The 17,771-nt window shown below is 36.8% G+C and carries 19 protein-coding genes; 10 read left to right on the top strand and 9 right to left on the bottom strand.

All coding sequences use genetic code 11. The annotated features are described in order from the left end of the window. Nucleotides 1-83: 83 nt before the first annotated feature. Complete coding sequence (locus Q0371_RS17770; protein ID WP_251553506.1) at nucleotides 84-989, top strand: cation diffusion facilitator family transporter; 906 nt, start codon at nucleotides 84-86, stop codon at nucleotides 987-989. 209 nt (nucleotides 990-1,198) lie between these two features. Here the strand turns inward: Q0371_RS17770 and Q0371_RS17775 are convergent, their stop codons facing one another. Together Q0371_RS17775 and Q0371_RS17780 are read right to left on the bottom strand one after the other, a co-directional pair. Further along, nucleotides 1,199-2,071 carry a DUF3298 domain-containing protein gene (locus tag Q0371_RS17775; protein WP_298473664.1) on the bottom strand — a complete coding sequence of 291 codons (873 nt, stop codon included), beginning with the start codon at nucleotides 2,069-2,071 and terminating at the stop codon, nucleotides 1,199-1,201. Continuing rightward, on the bottom strand, nucleotides 2,064-2,561 hold the full coding sequence (locus Q0371_RS17780; protein WP_298473667.1) for a sigma-70 family RNA polymerase sigma factor: 498 nt from the start codon (nucleotides 2,559-2,561) through the stop codon (nucleotides 2,064-2,066). Before Q0371_RS17780 ends, Q0371_RS17775 begins: the two co-directional genes overlap by 8 nt. Before the next feature lie 338 nt (nucleotides 2,562-2,899). On the opposite strand from Q0371_RS17780, the gene Q0371_RS17785 reads away from it, so the two are divergent. Next, nucleotides 2,900-4,165, top strand: coding sequence for a CNNM domain-containing protein (locus tag Q0371_RS17785; RefSeq protein ID WP_366518624.1), 1,266 nt, complete (start codon nucleotides 2,900-2,902; stop codon nucleotides 4,163-4,165). 99 nt (nucleotides 4,166-4,264) lie between these two features. On the opposite strand, the gene Q0371_RS17790 is transcribed toward Q0371_RS17785, so the two are convergent. After that, entirely contained in the window at nucleotides 4,265-4,741 is a 477-nt protein-coding gene (locus Q0371_RS17790; protein WP_298473669.1) for a hypothetical protein, read from the bottom strand. A 200-nt stretch (nucleotides 4,742-4,941) separates the two neighbouring features. Between Q0371_RS17790 and Q0371_RS17795 the strand changes: the two genes are divergently transcribed. Then, nucleotides 4,942-5,490, top strand: a complete 549-nt coding sequence (locus Q0371_RS17795; RefSeq protein WP_169360847.1) for an RNA polymerase sigma factor — start codon at nucleotides 4,942-4,944, stop codon at nucleotides 5,488-5,490. 245 nt (nucleotides 5,491-5,735) lie between these two features. Here Q0371_RS17795 and Q0371_RS17800 read toward each other — a convergent pair whose 3' ends face one another. Beyond that, nucleotides 5,736-6,242, bottom strand: coding sequence for a hypothetical protein (locus Q0371_RS17800; protein ID WP_298473672.1), 507 nt, complete (start codon nucleotides 6,240-6,242; stop codon nucleotides 5,736-5,738). 254 nt (nucleotides 6,243-6,496) lie between these two features. Between Q0371_RS17800 and Q0371_RS17805 the strand changes: the two genes are divergently transcribed. Beyond that, the gene (locus Q0371_RS17805) at nucleotides 6,497-6,772 is read left to right on the top strand and encodes a hypothetical protein (RefSeq protein WP_298473675.1); all 276 of its coding nucleotides are present in this window, start codon (nucleotides 6,497-6,499) and stop codon (nucleotides 6,770-6,772) included. Nucleotides 6,773-6,855: 83 nt separating this feature from the next. On the opposite strand, the gene Q0371_RS17810 is transcribed toward Q0371_RS17805, so the two are convergent. The 3 genes from Q0371_RS17810 to Q0371_RS17820 form a co-directional block, all read right to left on the bottom strand. After that, entirely contained in the window at nucleotides 6,856-8,418 is a 1,563-nt protein-coding gene (locus tag Q0371_RS17810; RefSeq protein WP_169360850.1) for an ABC-F family ATP-binding cassette domain-containing protein, read from the bottom strand. 178 nt (nucleotides 8,419-8,596) lie between these two features. Beyond that, entirely contained in the window at nucleotides 8,597-8,779 is a 183-nt protein-coding gene (locus Q0371_RS17815) for an SE1832 family protein (protein ID WP_169360851.1), read from the bottom strand. 47 nt (nucleotides 8,780-8,826) lie between these two features. Beyond that, the gene (locus Q0371_RS17820) at nucleotides 8,827-9,831 is read right to left on the bottom strand and encodes a hypothetical protein (protein ID WP_298473680.1); all 1,005 of its coding nucleotides are present in this window, start codon (nucleotides 9,829-9,831) and stop codon (nucleotides 8,827-8,829) included. A gap of 110 nt (nucleotides 9,832-9,941) precedes the next feature. Here Q0371_RS17820 and Q0371_RS17825 point away from each other — a divergent pair, with 110 nt between their 5' ends. The 4 genes from Q0371_RS17825 to Q0371_RS17840 all read left to right on the top strand — a co-directional run bounded on the left by Q0371_RS17825 (nucleotide 9,942) and on the right by Q0371_RS17840 (nucleotide 13,486). Further along, complete coding sequence (locus Q0371_RS17825) at nucleotides 9,942-10,697, top strand: oxidoreductase (RefSeq protein WP_298473682.1); 756 nt, start codon at nucleotides 9,942-9,944, stop codon at nucleotides 10,695-10,697. Between the two features lie 206 nt (nucleotides 10,698-10,903). Beyond that, nucleotides 10,904-11,470, top strand: coding sequence for an NADPH-dependent FMN reductase (locus Q0371_RS17830; protein ID WP_169360854.1), 567 nt, complete (start codon nucleotides 10,904-10,906; stop codon nucleotides 11,468-11,470). A 197-nt stretch (nucleotides 11,471-11,667) separates the two neighbouring features. Further along, entirely contained in the window at nucleotides 11,668-12,186 is a 519-nt protein-coding gene (locus Q0371_RS17835; protein WP_298473686.1) for a sigma-70 family RNA polymerase sigma factor, read from the top strand. Then, nucleotides 12,179-13,486, top strand: coding sequence for a DUF4179 domain-containing protein (locus Q0371_RS17840; protein ID WP_298473689.1), 1,308 nt, complete (start codon nucleotides 12,179-12,181; stop codon nucleotides 13,484-13,486). The genes Q0371_RS17835 and Q0371_RS17840 overlap by 8 nt, the downstream gene beginning before the upstream one ends. Before the next feature lie 53 nt (nucleotides 13,487-13,539). On the opposite strand, the gene Q0371_RS17845 is transcribed toward Q0371_RS17840, so the two are convergent. Further along, nucleotides 13,540-14,376, bottom strand: a complete 837-nt coding sequence (locus Q0371_RS17845; RefSeq protein WP_298473691.1) for a phosphotransferase — start codon at nucleotides 14,374-14,376, stop codon at nucleotides 13,540-13,542. Nucleotides 14,377-14,638: 262 nt separating this feature from the next. Here Q0371_RS17845 and Q0371_RS17850 point away from each other — a divergent pair, with 262 nt between their 5' ends. After that, nucleotides 14,639-15,937 (top strand): arsenic transporter, encoded by a 1,299-nt coding sequence (locus Q0371_RS17850; RefSeq protein WP_298473694.1) that lies wholly within the window; start codon nucleotides 14,639-14,641, stop codon nucleotides 15,935-15,937. A gap of 120 nt (nucleotides 15,938-16,057) precedes the next feature. Here Q0371_RS17850 and Q0371_RS17855 read toward each other — a convergent pair whose 3' ends face one another. Further along, nucleotides 16,058-16,648, bottom strand: a complete 591-nt coding sequence (locus Q0371_RS17855) for a TetR/AcrR family transcriptional regulator (RefSeq protein ID WP_298473697.1) — start codon at nucleotides 16,646-16,648, stop codon at nucleotides 16,058-16,060. A gap of 152 nt (nucleotides 16,649-16,800) precedes the next feature. Between Q0371_RS17855 and Q0371_RS17860 the strand changes: the two genes are divergently transcribed. Next, nucleotides 16,801-17,559 (top strand): glucose 1-dehydrogenase, encoded by a 759-nt coding sequence (locus Q0371_RS17860; RefSeq protein WP_169360857.1) that lies wholly within the window; start codon nucleotides 16,801-16,803, stop codon nucleotides 17,557-17,559. Nucleotides 17,560-17,771: the final 212 nt, after the last annotated feature.

Raw genomic sequence — 17,771 nt, forward strand, 5'->3', positions numbered from 1 at the left:
CTCAGTATAGAGGTTACCCATTTGTCAGTTGGCAATGGGTAGCCTCTTTCGTGTTTTAAGGGAAGTTGCGGAGGGGAAACATTTTGGAGCTTTACACAAACTTGCGCGCCGGTGAAAAAGGTGCTTACTTATCGATAGTAACTTATATTGTCCTAAGTATTTTTAAACTAACAGCAGGATATCTAGGAAATTCAGAAGCCTTAAGGGCCGATGGTCTTAATAATACGACAGATATCATTGCTTCTGTTGCAGTGTTAATCGGGTTACGTATTTCACAGCGACCACCAGATGATGACCACCGATACGGCCACTTTCGTGCCGAAACAATAGCCTCGCTAATTGCTTCCTTTATTATGATCTACGTTGGAATCGAGGTATTGATATCTGCTGTAAAGAGTATGACTAATCCTGTGGAAGTAACCCCCGACATACTAACAATCTTTGTCGCCCTAATAAGCGCAGTCATTATGTTTGGCGTCTACAAATATAACTACAATTTGGCTGAAAGGATTAAAAGTACAGCCGTAAAGGCCGCTGCTTATGATAATAGATCCGATGCTTTTGTAAGTATTGGAACAGCTGTTGGGATTGTAGCAGCAATAATTGGCTTCCCTATTATTGATACGATAACAGCTTTTATCATCGGTATTATCATTATTAAGACTGCAATTGATATATTTAAAGAGGCTGTTTATTTGTTAACAGATGGCTTTGACAGTAAATTTTTAGCTAAAATCCGTGCAGATATAGAAAGAATGCCACAAGTACGTGAAATTACTGAAATTCGAGGCCGTCAACATGGTGGTATGATGCTAATTGATATAACCATTAGTGTTAATCCAAACTTAAACGTTCGTCGATCACACGATATTTCTAATAAAATTGAACAACATATACAATCTCTTAACAGTGAGGCCGTTACATTTGTCCACATTGAACCGTATGACCCGAAGGAAATGGTTATTTCGGAAGATGATTATCATTTCTGACCGTGCGTAATCTTCTGTACATTTAATGTTGAACAAGGACATGTACAAAATGTTAAATGAATAAAAGTAGAGAAAAGCTGATGATATTTTCTTGCAAGATGAGGTAAGATTGGCATTCAGTTGTATTTTTTAGAAAAGCAGGTGCATCTATTAATAGAGGTGCACCTGTTTTTTTAGGTTCAGGAATTAATCTTTCACTTCAATTTTCATCATTTAATATATTTATTGCTTATCAGCACATCTTGCAGCAACTCAGTAGGGATTTCAAACGTTACAAGTCCCATAAATCCAGGTGCTACCTCATATACATCAAAGGAAATCACAAGTTTTCCCTCTTCGGTAATATAGAAGTTTTGATCAGGAGAAATGCTTGTAAAGACACCAAATGACTCGTCATGCCACTCTGTACCACCTACCCAGTACATATCATCACCGTTTGTTTCAATCATTTTCTTACGCATTTCATCTTCTACATAGCGACTAATAATTTCTATATAGCGATCATCTTTAAATAGGCTCGGTAATGTAATGACCGTTTCAGCCTTTTTATCAAACGTTGTGTACTGCATCACAGTAGAAGATGAGACGACGGTGACTTCTACATAGCGACCAAATGACAATATTTCATCGGTATCAGTTTCGATAATATAGCCGCTATTTAAGGACATATTTCCAGCTTCCATTTCCTCTATATCCGTCTTAAATTGCTCATATAGTGCTTTGCCTTCCTCAGCGTATTTTGCGTTCAAAGCCTCGATGTCAGCAGATGAGCCGGAAATTTGAGGGACTTGAATGTCTGCTGTATATTCACCCTCCACCATCTCATACTTGGTAAAGGTAAGCACCTGAACTACTGGTCCAATTACCGGTACATCTGCTAAAGTTTTTGCCATTGTTGGACTTGTATTTAGCCCCACTGTGAACAGCACTGCAGCTGCAGCTGCAGATATTAAAAAAATCGGTAGTTTGCGTTTTTTCTTATGAGGACGATGTTGTAAATTTCTTTCTATCATTATCTCTAGTTCTTCTGGGATTGGTACATCTTTATATTGAGTTTGTAGTTTTTTTAACTTGTCATCCATTGACCAAATCCTCCTCCATCTCTAGCTCAATTTTTAACAGCTTTAATGCTTTATAGAGTCTTGATTTAGCCGTGCTAAGTGGAATCGTCAAAATGCTTGCTACGTCTTCGATCTTCAAATCCTCAAAATAACGAAGTACAATAACCTCACGTAGCTGTAGAGGTAAATGGTGCAATGCTTGCTGTAAGTCAAGATTGCGATATGTATCTAGCTCAGATAATTGCAGGAGGGCGTCGTCTCCAATAAGTTCGACACGCTTATGCTTTCGTAGTAAATCAATCGCTGTGCGAACTAAAATCGTATAAAACCAGCTTTTCATGTGTTCACGATTTGTCAGTCTCTCAATCGCCAACCAACCTTTTTGAATACTGTCTTGCACGACATCAAGCGCATCTTGTTCGTTTTTTGTGTAGCTATACGCCAGTAAATATAGCGACATTTGCTGGGTGCGTATAAATGTTATAAATGCATCTTCTAATTCTTCATTCATGCCTTGAATCTCCTTTTTTACTCTGTCGACAATTATAAGACGGCTGGGGGTGTATGGAAAGTTTAAGGGGATAATCAGAATTACCGAAAATCCTTTCTTGCCACATTGGAAGGTTTTTTTGCAATTTATCGGCATGGAAAAATTCTAATAGAGTATAATGATAAGAGTAGATAAATTTTTATGTTACTTTAAAGCTGTATAGTATCCTACTCTAGAAGTTAATTAAACGGCAAAAAATACAAATTGAGTAGTGTCTGTGTTGTGACAACTAAAATGACAGTATGCTATATTTATAAGAAGTTATATACATGAACGTGAATAAATAGGAGGATTTTAAATTGTACATAGAATTTGTACTTTTAGCTGTTTCCATTGTAGCTTCCTTTTTCCTTTCCGGAAGTGAAACAGCCTTAATGACAGTAAATAGGACAAAGGTCCAGCTGAAAGCAGAGCAAGGGGAGGTTGCTGCAGTTAAATTACTTGCCCAGCTAATGAAGCCGGACCGAATGATTATAACGATTCTTATTGGTAACACGGTAGCTAATACATCTATGACGTTATTAGCTATATTAATAGCAGATCACTATGAATGGCATATTGGTTGGTCCGTTGTAGTTGTAGCAGCATTTATAATATTATTTTGTGAGGTATTGCCGAAAACAATTGCAGCAACATTTTCTGAAACGATTGTTTACATAGTAGCACCATTAATACGTTTCTTAGTCGCAATTCTTCGTCCTATTACTATCTTGATTTCAGAATTTACAAATATGCTCATCAGAATAGGATCTAATGGGGCAGTAAAAGAAACAATGATTACGAAGGAAGAATTGCTTTCCATGGTGGATCTTGCTTCAAGTGATGGTACGTTTGAGGTAGAGGAGTCGGAGAGAATTAGAGGAATTTTGGACTTTCCAAATAAGGATGTCTCGGATGTTCTTTGTACACATAGAACAGATGTGGTAGGTATCCCAATAGAAGCTACTTACGAAGAAGTAAGAGATATCATTTTAGAACACTCATATACGCGCTATCCTATATATGAAGAGAGCTTAGACACGATTGTTGGAATGTTCTATTCACGAATGCTAATAGAATGGTCTATAGAACCGTCACTTACGCTAGAGGAAATTGTTGATAAAGAACCATTGTTTGTCGTACAAACATTAAGTGTAGAAAAAGTATTTAAGTTGATGCTCAACAAGAAGAAGCATATGGCCATCGTTTTAGATGAATACGGGGGTACACTTGGTATTGTTACGCATGAAGATTTAATAGAAGAAATGATTGGCCAAGAAATTGAGGATGAGACGGATGAGGATGAAGAAATCCTTCTGTTTGAACAATCGCAAAACCATCTGGTATGCTCCGGACGTTTTGAAATTGAAGACCTAAATGAAATGTTCGAGCTTTCTATTGAAACAGAAAATGATACAATAGGTGGTCTCGTTTTAGAACAACTCGGTCATGTACCAGAAGAGAATGAAAAGTTCCGTTTTGAAAACCTGTATATAGAAATAAACGAAATGGATCGCAATAGAATTGTACGAGTAACGATTACAAAGGATTCAGAGGACGATACTATCGAAACACAAGAGGATTAAATTCTCTTGTGTTTTTTTATTTAGGTGGCCATTTTTTATTGGTTTTTTATAGAAGACAATGCAATAGATCGAACTAAAAGTATACAGTGGTTATATTATCTATTTTATTTTAGTAATTGTGGGTTGTACTTCACTTAATACTTCAATAAAATGATTGCCTGTTACATATAAGTGATGTTCAAGAGTAGAATCTTCTGGTAACGGAAGACTACCGTCAATACTTTTATACCAGGATTCAAAACTTGAATTTTCTATTTTGTAAAAAGTAGAATCGTATAAGAGATTTGGCAAACCAGCGTCTTTTCTTTCCTTGTAAATTTCACCAAAAAGGTTTTCCAAATCCGATCTTATATGTTCTTCCAAAATGCGAAAATGACGAACTGGATAAAAATAATTCTCGTCTTGCTTATATGTGAATTTAAATTCCTGTACTGGGTTGTTGAGTGTACATGTTGCGAATGTTAATTCGAACTTTTCAAAATCATAATGCATTGATACTAAGTCCATTGGTTCTTTAAAACGGTCAAATGGATTGTTTTGTATTGGTTCCCAAGTTATTAATTTCCCATTTTCCAAAATTATATTCCTCCTAGGAAGTTAGTGGTTGGCTTTGGCCGCTAGTAGATAGTGCAGGTTGGTTGATGCGTACTTTACTACATGATACCTTTCTTGTTTCTTACACGTTTGTAATTTTTCTGAAAGAGAATCCGATGGAGGGTAAGGTTAGGATTTGGCATTATATAGTTATAAGAAAAGCCAACCGGAGGATATTAAAAATGCAAATTACAATTGAGAATATATATGAAGAATATAACCGTTACATATACTACCTATGTCTGAAACTGACTAAAAACCCTGTAGAAGCAGAAGATTTAATGCAAGAGGTATGGATGAAAGTTGTAAGGTACGAGTCTTATATGAAGGAAGTAGACCACGTAAAAGCATGGTTAACAACTATTTGTATGAATACATTCCGCGACCGTTACCGTAAGCAAGTAAGACGCAGTAAATACGTTGCAAATCAACCTGATCAGTTAGATATTTCATTGCTGGACCTCATTGCTTCAGATGTTTTATCAGTAGAGGAGCAGCTAGAAAAAGAAGACGTCTGTGAAATTGTCCGCACTAAGATTTCTGAACTAGATGCTATTTATCAAAAGACTGTCATGTATTTCTATGTACATCAATTTTCACTAAATGAAATTGCAGAGGTTATGAAAGTGTCTATAGGAACTGTAAAATCTCGCTTATTCCGAGCAAAACAACGTCTAAAAGAAATGATTATGAATGATGATTTAGCAAAAGAATCATTAGCTTTTGCGTAAAATATGTATAAATAAGGACGTGAAATCTTGATGAAGGTTTCACGTTTTAGTATTTTTTAGTTAGGCAATAAATTCAATTGAATGAAATCGATGACAAAAGCGGCGATTATTATGAACTTTTTATTTGTGCCGATTGTAGCAGTAGGCTGCGACTCCAATGGGAAGAATGATAAGACACGTACGTTATATTTATAAAAAGGCAAAGAGCTTGGAATAGCAAATCCAAGTTCGTTTTTCTATTTTAATTAGTCTTTGTTAGTAGATTGGGAAGTATAAACATTTTGCTCAACGGGATAATTGCTAGCTTCAATTTTAATCCTTGATATTACTTCTTCTTCATTAAGCTCAGTAGGTTCAACGCTATAGCGCAGCTGATCGATGAGCTCACTTACTTCATACCACTCCATCAAATCGTCCGGATAATCTAAATCAGATGCAATAATCCGATACATCATGTAAGCTAAATCAAATATCGCAGAATGACTATTAGCCTCTAGTATTTTAGCTGCTAAATAACCTAAATAATCTCTTGTACATGTTTCAAGGGTTGGTGCTTGTATTGATAACTCTTGTAAAGCCCTTTTGAAATAAACTTCCACTTCGAAAATACTCTCATTATATGAGATGGAAGAAAGTATATTTACGGATGGTGATGATATATCGTTTGCTAATAAGTTATGGGACCAATTCACATAGTCCTTAGTGGTCACAGTTCTTTTTTGTATTTTATAAAATAGAGCATTGGTTTTCACTGTATTAATCTCCTTAAATAATCTCTTTTATAACTTTATACACGATGAACAAAAAAATTTCTATGCAATATGCTATAGAAATAGCTGTTAGTGTTCTGCTTTGAGATATGCTATTATTGTAAAAAAATAGAGGGGTAAGACACTATGAATTATATAATCCAATTGTTCAGCTACATGCCGAGCTTGTAGGGTGCGCTATTGCCATTCCTTGAAGCACCTTGCAAGCTCGGGTTTCTCAAGGGAGCTGATACAATATGAAAAATCGTTCGAAATCTTACACTCGCCATCAGCGAGAGCGAGCCATTCAAAAAAAGATAGGAATCGTAAGAAACGTTTTTAATTGGGACGACAACGAAGAAAAATTTCTGCCCGTAAGAGGTAAGTTTAACAAAGGCAAGGTTCATTGTTCTTGTTGGATGTGCCGTTATGAACAAAATCTTGGGATTCCAAAAGCCAAATATCAAGCAAAATGGCATGCTATGAAAAAAGAGATAGACTTAGAGTTAACTGTCGATATGGGAGATAACTAACGTTTCCAGTCAAAAGAATATGCAAAAAAGCTGATCGCGATACTTCTCACGATCAGCTTTTTAATGTTTATCAGGTTAAAGTTTTACTCTTCAATAATTTCTTTCCCTGTAGAGAACCATTCTTCAACGTTCCAAACCTTTGTCGCTAAGCCCTCATAAAATTCAGGCTCATGGCTGACAAGAACAATTGTGCCTTTGAATTCCTTCATTGCACGTTTCAACTCTTCTTTTGCATGAATATCTAAATGGTTAGTTGGCTCATCGAAAATTAGCCAATTACTTTCTTCCATCATTAGCTTACATAAACGAACCTTCGCTTGCTCACCACCACTTAAACTGGAAAGAGGGCGAGTAATGTGTTCACTTTTAAGTCCGGTGCGTGCCAATGCTGCTCGAACCTGGCTTTGCTCCATACTTGGATAAGTTTCCCATACAGACTCAATTGGTGTAATGTTACCAGCTTTTACTTCTTGTTCAAAGTAAGAAGGGAAGAGGAAGTCGCCTCGGATTACTTTTCCACCAATTGGAGGGATTTTCCCTAGCATGGTTTTTAGTAAGGTAGATTTACCAATACCATTCATCCCTACAAGGGCAATTTTCTCTCCGCGCTCTATCGTAAACGTTAAAGGGGGAAGAAGTGCCTTGTCGTAACCAATCTCTAAATGCTCCGCTTCAATGACATAACGCCCAGAGCTACGAGACTCCTTAAAGCCGAACTCTGGCTTCGCTGCAGTTTCAGGACGGTCAATACGCTCAATGCGATCCAATTGTTTTTGGCGAGACTTAGCTCGTCCAGTTGTAGAGTAGCGCGCTTTATTTTTAGCGATGAATTCCTCTTGTTTTTTGATGAAATCCTGTTGTTTTTCATAAGCGTCTAGATGCTGTCTTTTATTTAGCTCCGCAAGCTCTAAGAATTTTTCATAGGAAGCTGTGTAGCGTGTAAGCTTCGAGAATTCTAAATGGAAAATGACATCTACAATTCCATTCATGAATTCTGTATCATGAGAAATTAATAAGAATGCATGTGGATAGTTTTTAAGATAGTTGGATAACCAATTTACATGCTCTTCATCTAAATAGTTAGTAGGCTCATCTAGTAAAAGAACTTTTGGCTTTTCCAATAAAAGCTTGGCAAGTAAAACCTTTGTACGCTGACCACCGGATAATGCCTCTACTGGACGGTCTAGTCCGATTGCATCTAGACCAAGTCCTCTAGCAACCTCTTCGATTTTCATATCTAGTGAATAGAAGTCTCCAGCATCCAGTGCATCTTGAATTTCTGCCATTTGTTCGAGTAACACTTCAAGCTCTTCAGGTGTAGCATCACCCATTTTTCCAATAATCTCGTTAAGCTCTTCTTCCTTTTTATAAAGAGGTAAGAAGGCATCACGAAGTGTATCGAACATGGAACGCCCTGGCTGTAAGCGTGTATGCTGATCTAAATATCCATAATGCGTACCTGGAAGCCATTCTACTCGACCCTCGTCATATATAATCTCTCCCGTTAAAATGCTCATCAATGTTGATTTTCCAACACCATTTGCCCCAACTAGCCCTACGTGTTCGCCCTCAACTAAGCGAAATGAAACCTCTTTAAATAATGTACGATCACCGAATGTATGTCCCAAATTTACTACGTTTAACATATGATTTTTTCCTCCAAAAAGAAAGCTCGCAAAACTGATAAAACGATAATTTTCTCTGTATCTTTGCTTAAAAAAGCATCGCAAAGATTACAGACGGGGCAGTTAACATACTCCAACCCTACCAAAGGACGGGTTTCCATACGTCTCTTTCCCCTATCTGCAAACAGAAAAATACGTTTTACAGTTCAGCGAGCTGTTTGTTTAGTTTAGCAAGGTCTTCTTCCATTTGTGCTAGTCTACGCTCAGCATTCTCGACTTGAGTAGGGTGTCCATTTGATTCAAGCTTTTCCATGTCACCTTGTAATCGAATATAGTCCATTTTTAACTCAGCGATTTGTGTCTGCAGCTGTTGTTTTGTCATGAATGTTCACCTTCAGCTTTTTGCTCCATTGTAGCACAAAAATTAACTTAATGCGCAATTTCTTCTTCCTCTTTTTTGGAGACTATCAATTGTTCTATGAGTTCCACTACATCTGTAAGGTGATTGCTAAAATCTAGTTGCTTTTGTTTATATTTGTAGGCATTTTTGCGATTCTCGTGGAGAATGATTTCCATTATTGCATTTTGCAAGTAGGATTGTTTTATCTTTCTTCCGAGTCCCAGATTTGTAAAACCATGCTTCTCAGTAGGAAAACCGTAGTTAACCTCTTCCTCATGCGCACATAGGACAATACATGGTACCTGGAATTGTGAAACTAAATAAGGCACATAGGATCCCGAGCTAATCACGATATCGCTTAATGGAATATAAATTTCCGGTTCATTCGTTTTAATAATGCCGATAGATTTCCTTGTGAGAGCGAAACGTTTTAGCTCCGTTACATCATGCTTATATTGATCATTCACAAGTACACTGATGCGCAATGGAATATGGAGCTGTACTAGATGCCGAAGTGTTCGGTACGTTAAGTTTTCGGGATCCTCATGTGGAAAAGCGACCACTATATGCGGAGGCAAGTCCGGCATGTTATTATTTTTATAAACGATCTTGTGTACAGGAATGTAGCCAGTTGGCCCATATACATAATTCTCCTTGGAAACTTCTTTAGGAGTTTCATAGAGTGCCTGAAAGACAATATCAGCGAGTAATCCGCCATCTCCATGATCATCAAAATGAACCAGGCATCGGTTATCCTTTTTTAATCTTTTAATGAGGTCTTTCTCAGAATTACCACTATCGTGAATGATACAATCCGGCTGGAAGGAGTCCATCTCTGCTACTAATTGAGCATTTGTTTTATACAAGAAAGGTTTAATCTGCTTTTTTTCTAAGTAGTAAATGAGGCTTGTATTAGTAGAAGGAACAAAAACTTTGTTTTCCTTCATCTTCATTGCAGAAAGAAGGCTATTTGCACGATCGGCAGGATACAATCCACGATGAGGCAGCGTGTTTAATAAATAAGCAAGTTTCAAATTTCATCATCTTCCTTTCAGACATATTCCTTCTATTGTATGGGGACGGGCAGGGGGATATGACAATTTGGCTAGGAAAGTGATGACTACATTTAAGAGGAGGTATAAAAGTGACTAAAAGAACAGCTATAGTAGTTGGAGCGACGGGCTTTACAGGTCAATTTTTAGTAAAGCAGCTCTGTGAGAGTGATGAATATACAGCAATTTCAATTATTGCTAGAAGGAAACCTGATTTTAATCATCCAAAGCTTGACGTAAGGGTAAAGGATTTTGAGCAACTGGAGGAAAAGGATCTAGAAATTGCAGATGACTTGTTTTGTTGTTTAGGGACTACGATAAAAAAAGCTAAGTCGAAAGAAAATTTTCAAAAAGTGGATTTTGAGTACCCTCTACAAATTGCTTCCCTAGCAAAAAAGAGAGGTATACCTAATTTTCATGTAATTTCTGCGGTTGGATCAAACAAAAAGTCTCCTTTTTTCTATAGTCAGGTAAAGGGCAAACTAGAGGAAGAGTTAATAGCACTAAATATGCCGAGTCTCTCCATTTTTAAGCCATCTCTAATAATCGGTGGGAGAGAGGAATTCAGATTAGGCGAACGTCTATCCGAAGGTTTATTTAAAGTGTTCAACCCAGTGCTGACAGGTCCCTTTAAAAAGATGAGGGCAGTCGAAGGACACCAGCTTGCCTTTGCTATGTATCATTACGCCCTTCATGGTCAGAGGAATAAGGTGAATATTTATCAAAACATAGATATTTTAAATGCTAAACAAATCGAAGTGAAGGAAGAGCAGCCTATTTCTAGAGAAGACCTTTTTAATTGGGAGAAAAGAGAAGGTATTTTTGTAGATAAGGAAAAAAAGAATTAGTAAGAAAGATGCTATTGTCGTTCATGCAAGAAGTGCATATACTGCATTAAACTAGGTAATCCCGTATTTACAGGGATAAAACTGGGTGTAGCCCAGAAGGGAGCTATTTCAGTCAAAAGGATGAACTTCATCAAACAGGAACTTTTCTACTAAAATGGAGCTATTTTTTTGATATAATAAGAACGGAAAAAGGAGGTTCTGTTAAGGTGAAAATTCTATTGGTGGACGGAACAATTATCGGAACAAAAACAGGTGTATTACTAGAACAAGTGAAAGAATATATAGAAGAAATCAATAAAGACTATACATTGGAAATCATCAAGCTTTCTAATTATGAGCATCAATTTGTGGACGGGCGACCATTTCAACAATATAACGATGACATGAAGCTATTGGTTAGTAAATTTGATCAAGCAGACGGGTTTATTTTTGCGACGCCTATTTTTCAAGGATCTATTCCAGGCGTATTAAAAAATACCTTCGACTTCTTGCATCCAAAATCTATGCGTTACAAGCCGGTTTCCATCGTAGCTAACGGAGGTACATTCCAGCATCATCTAGTGGTAGAAAACCAGTTGAAGCCTATTCTAGATTATTTTAAATGCTTAGTTACTCCAAACTACGTGTACACGCAAACGAGTCACTTTGATGAAAACAACAAAATCATTGATAAAGATGTCCATGCTCGATTAAAGGAACTTGCTCGCGTATTTGTTTTATATGCAGATATGAGCAACAGCCTAACAAAAGAGGCAACGATTCGAATAAATTAATTGCTTTCCCTATGCTCTAGTAATGGGGAAGACAGACCTAGACTGTAAACAATCTTTCAAAGTTGTTTATAGTCTTTTTTTATGCTCATTTTCATTTACCTACTCAGCTAATTTTCAGAAAAAAATAATGTTTTCGATGAACTTTTTCTGTGTTCGTGTGTCTAATGTATAGAAGAAAGCTAAAAAGGGGTGTCCATGTGGAGGAGTTAGAAATTGCAAAGAAAGCGATACAAAGAGATGAGCAGGCTTTTTTGCAATTAATGCAGAAGCATAAGGCTGCTCTTTATCGTACAGCATATGCTTTTTTAAAAAACGAGCATGATGCGATAGAGGCAATGCAGGAAGTCACGTTTCGAGCCTATCAAAAAATACATACCGTAAAGGAACCAAACTATATAAAAACCTGGCTGGTCCGAATCATGATTAATTACTGCCAAACACAGTTAAAGAAAAACAAACGATTCCTGTCTAGCGATTTTCTTCAGGAGCAAAGGTATGACGAGAATAGCTCCTACTTAGACATAGAGGAAGCAATCTCGACCTTGTCAGAGAAGGAACAGCAGCTCATTTATATGAAATACTATCAAGACTCTAAGATTAAAGAAATTGCTGAAATAGAAAGTATACCTGAAGGTACTGTAAAATCGAGGCTCCATAAAGCACTTAAATCATTAAGGGATTTTCTGACGGAGAAAGGAGGGACCGATCATGTATGAGCGAGAGGAAGAGATGATAAACAAATCGAAGAAACGGTTAGAGGAGATTACTATCCCTGATGAATCAATAGATAATGCCATTCTAGATGGTCTGCGAAAAGCAAAGGCAAAAAAGCGTAAACAGAAACAAACGATTTGGGCGCTTGCAGTGGCAGCAATACTGATGATTTCATTTGTGACTTCTATACGTGTTTCACCTGCCTTTGCAAGTGCAGTAGCATCAATCCCAGGACTAGAACGATTTGTTCATGTACTTCAGCCTGAGTTTGATAAAGGTCTTGAAGCAATCATCGAAAACCAATACTATGAGCCAGTTGGTATTAGTCAGACGAAGGATCATATTACTTTCACGTTAGATGGAGTAATTATAGACGAGACTGGAGCGGAGATTTTTTATACGCTCGAGGCATCCAGGTCGATAGAAAATATAGAATATACCGATATAAAGTTATTTAATGGTGATAAAGAACTAACCGGTTCAATAAGTTACAATTCTCCCAATCAAAAAGAAGATAATCGAAAAGTAGACAAATTTAGTTTTACCTTTAGTGAGATAGAGAAATTTGATACAAAAAATTTTACAATTAATTTTGATATAGAAGAAGGAGGAAACAATACAAACTTTGAAGTTCCATTTACGATTAAAAATGATTTAATGAGCGGTAAAGTATATGAGGTAAATAAGGAAGTAGTGATAGATAGGCAGAGAGTCTTCATAAAAGAAATAAAAGTTTACCCACTTCGAGTAGCTCTTACGATGCGCTTTGACGAAGGCAACGATATGTTATTTCTTCAATTTGAGGACTTACGACTGGAGGATGAAAAAGGAGAAGAATGGAGCTCTATAAGAAATGGTGCCACCGGCTTTGGCGGAGTTGAAGATATAGAGAAGACTTATTTTCTGCAAAGTAACTATTTTAAGGAGCCAAAGGAGCTATATTTAAAGTTTGATAAGGTGCAGGTACTGCCGAAAGAGGAAAGCTACCTATTGATTGATTTTGATAAAAAGGAAGTTTTAAATCAGCCATCTTTTGAAAAAATAGAAGTTACGAAAATTGTATCGGAAGGTTTGGAGCTGAGATATAAACCGATGAAAGAAAAACATACTTATTCATTGTTCTCACAGGGAGAGAACGCTAATGGAGACATAGTAGATATAACTTCTCAATCAAGTTGGCATTACGAAGAATACCAATATGCCGAAATTCAGCTAGAAGGGAATATGATCAACCCAATAAAGCTGCCGTTTTATGCTTATCCAAATTATTTAAAGGGCTCCGCATCGATTCAGATAAAATGAAAAACAATAGTCAAATGAGCTTGGAGAATTTGTTCCAGGCTCATTTTTTCTGTCTATTCATTTTGGAAAGGAATTTTTAACTCATCCCAAAGCTCTCCTTGAGCCCACTCATGTCCATGTTCACGAATAAATGTTATATCGTTTTGATAATGCTCAACATGGCCTTCATCTATCATCTTTTGAAAAGCAATGTCACCTTCATTGGCTTTTCTTTGAATGGTTTTACACAAACCTTCTAACCGTAGCAATACCATCTCCAAATATCCCTCATCTAACTCTCCACCGTAGGATTCAAAAAACAATTTAACTCTTTGTTTTATACGGCTGGCATGCTGTAAGGAGTTATAAGCAACAGCTTCACCTGTTTCAGAATGATATACTCTACTTAGAGGGACGCAAGTATAAAGAGTATAGGCTATATCCCACAATTTTGGACCAGGAGCAGCTACATCAAAATCAATAATGCCTACTGGTCTCTTGCGATTAAATATAATGTTGTAGATTGCAAAATCATTATGGCAGATTACTTCAAATGGCTTTGGGGTATTATCTATTGAACTCCAACCTTCTTCAATTGAAAAGTCATTCACACAATCGTGATAAAGTCGGAGCATCTTCGCTATTTCCTCTAAAACGTCATTAGACCACATGTATTCTTTTAAAGGATAGTTGCCAGCTTCACCTTCTATAAAAGATAATATTTCTCTTCCTTTTTCATCGATTCCTAAAAACTTTGGTGCATAACTGTAACCTTTGTTCTCTAAATGCTTTAATAACTTGTGAATTTTATGGCTATAAGGCTTTAATTCTCTACGAACACTATCTCCCGAACGATAAACATTCGTGACGTTTCCTCCTGTTAGAATTTCTTCGTTCTCATGGTTTGCCATCTTTATATTCCTCCTCCATATGACTTTCTCTAAAGCACATACAAATCCCAGTTGTTTATAGCCCTATATTTAAATTAAATAAATATCCAATGTGGTTAATCAGCTTTCCTTTAGGAGAGTCTTATTTACAAGTGAGATATATTTTATAAACATTCTCATTCTTGCTCTAAATTTTAATTTAACTTTAGCAAACACCTATTTACTATATCCACTCAACCGATTATAGTAATATTATTTGATTCGTTCGTAGTGGAGGGTTTTTATGGTTTCAACTGTATTAGCAATTATCATTTTTATTATCACTCTCGCATTAGTTATTTTACAGCCTAGAAATTTGTCCATCGGCTGGTCTGCATGCGGGGGGGCGGTAGTAGCCCTTCTAGTTGGAGTAGTTGATTTACAGGATGTACTCGATGTGACAAGTATCGTATGGAATGCGACTCTTGCCTTTATAGGAATCATCATCATTTCTTTAATCTTAGATGAAATAGGATTCTTTGAATGGTCTGCACTCCATGTAGCGAGAGCTGCAAAAGGTAATGGAGTCCGTATGTTTATATTTGTAACTGTTTTAGGTGCGGTAGTTTCCGCTTTGTTTGCCAATGACGGAGCTGCACTAATTTTAACTCCAATTGTTCTAGCGATGGTACGCAACTTGAACTTCAATGAAAAAATGGTTTTTCCGTTTATCATGGCGAGCGGATTTATCGCAGATACTACGTCACTTCCATTTGTCATAAGTAATCTAGTCAACATTGTATCTGCTGACTTTTTCGGAATTGGATTTGTAGAGTATGCATCCAGAATGATTGTGCCTAACTTATTTTCATTGGTAGCTAGTATCCTCGTGCTTTATTTATTCTTCCGAAAAAGTATTCCCAAAAATTATGACACCGCTGATTTGAAGAGTCCGATGGAAGCAGTAAAAGATGTGAAAATGTTCAAGCTATCCTGGTATGTATTAGCGATCTTACTGATAGGCTACTTCTCTAGCGAATTTATTGGAGTACCTGTTTCCTTTGTAGTGGGAGTTATTTCGATTTTCTTCTTAATTATGGCTAGAAGAAGCCCTTCAATTGAAACCGGTAAAATTATTAAGGGAGCACCTTGGAATATTGTTTTCTTTTCAATTGGAATGTACGTCGTTGTTTATGGACTACAAAACGTCGGGATGACTTCGATCTTAGCGGATGTGATCCAATTGGCAGCAGACCAGGGTCTTTTCGTTGGAACAATATCGATGGGCTTTATAGCTGCTATACTTTCTTCAGTAATGAATAATCTTCCGACGGTCATGATTGATGCGTTAGCCATTGCGGAAACGTCCACAACTGGAATTATGCGTGAGGCTCTAATTTATGCTAACGTTATAGGCTCCGATCTTGGACCGAAAATTACTCCGATTGGGTCGCTTGCCACATTAATATGGCTGCATGTGCTTTCAAGAAAAGGAGTAAAAGTTTCCTGGGGCACATACTTTAAAGTAGGAATCATTCTTACTGTACCAACCCTTTTTATAACGCTGGTAGGTCTCTATATTTGGCTACTCATTATTTTATAAAAAAACGTCTGAGTTTATCGCTCAGACGTTTTTTATATGGAGCGTTGCGAGGTTTATCACTGTTGGCCAAAATTTATCGTGGCTTAACGATTTTTTCCCAATTCTTAGCCCATGCATGAATTAGTTTGCATCCCCTTGCTTATTCGGGAACCAGTTGAGTGAATTGGAAAAAGAGTAGAGATACTCGTTTAGCTCGTCAGGAGAGGTAGCAAATTGTTTGCTATGCCATTCCACTAAAATACCCATAATGGCGTTGGTTTGGTAGCTAACAAAATACTCCATTTTTTCATCTGGAAGGTAGTCGATAGAATTCATCGTCATTTCCTTCATCATTTTTCGGATCGCGTGAAATAACTTGTAATAGTACTTAACAGGATTGGCTTCATCAAAAATGATTTGGTAAAACCCTTCATACCTTTTTACGTGATGAAAGATAATAATCATATCGGATTTTAAATTTTGTATATTAAAGTCAGTTTGATGATATGGCTCTTCATAAGACTTTCTTAAGTCATCTATGATTTCCTCGAAATAGCTTTCAAAAACACCATGTACATTTTGATAGTGAAGGTAAAAGGTGCCTCTATTAATTTTGGCACACCGACAAAGCTCAGCAATATTAATGGATTCTAACGGTTTAGTTTTAAGTAGTATTAGAAGTGCATTTCGCAGGCTTTCTTGTGTTTTTATAATCCGTAAATCAGTTTTCATTATTTTCCTCCAAATGATAATAAACATATTTTTGGATTTCGTCCTATAATGTACATTTTTAGATTTTGTGTTGTTTGTGAAAAGTAGTTAGATTAAGTATAATTTTAAATGAACAGGTGTACAATAAAATATCCTTAAAGGAGGAAAAAATCATGAAATTACAAGACAAAGTAGCTATCGTAACTGGAGCAGCATCCGGTATGGGTAAAGCAATCGCAGAAGGCTATGCAGCAGAAGGTGCAAAAGTTGTCGTATCGGACATGAATTTAGAAGGTGCGAAAGCGGTTGCAGAAGCAATCATAGCTAATGGTGGAACTGCATTTGCAATTGACACAAATGTAACTAAGGATGACGATCTTACTCGTTTATTTGATGAAACGGTTAAAACGTATGGCAAGCTAGATATCCTTGTAAATAACGCTGGAATTATGGATGGCATGGAGCCAGTAAATGAAATTTCAGATGCACGCTGGGATATGGTATTTGCAGTGAATACTACAGCAACAATGAAAACAATGCGTATTGCAACTGACCTTTTCTTAAAACAAGGAAGCGGTGTAATTGTTAACAACATTTCTGCTGGTGGTCTTTATGGAGGACGTGCTGGGGCAGCTTATACAGCTTCTAAGCATGCAGTTGTTGGTTTAACTAAAAACACAGCATTCATGTTTGCTGACAAAGGAATCCGTTGTAACGGAATTGCACCAGGTGCAGTAATAACAAATATCTCTTCCACTATGAACAACGTGAGCCCATACGGAGCTGGAAAACAACAGCTAGGTATGCCATTAAACCCACGTGCTGGACAACCTGAAGAAATCGCAAAACTTGCTATCTTCTTAGGCTCTGAAGATGCTAGCTTCATCAATGGTGTAGTAGTAACAGCTGATGGCGGTTGGACTACTTACTAATAGGTAAAAAAATTCTCAACCACTGAAGTTACTTTTAACTTCAGTGGTTTTTTATATTTGTAAATAGGATGAAACCTTTGGTTGCATTTTCTCGTATAAAAGATATAACTCATAGGTAAGGTAGCTTAAAATAGCTCCAATTTAAAATGGTGATAAGAACAGAAATCCCTTACAGTTGTAGGAGTTATATCCAATTGTTAAACTATAATATA

It is taken from the genome of uncultured Psychrobacillus sp. (assembly GCF_938022135.1).
Lineage (GTDB): Bacteria > Bacillota > Bacilli > Bacillales_A > Planococcaceae > Psychrobacillus.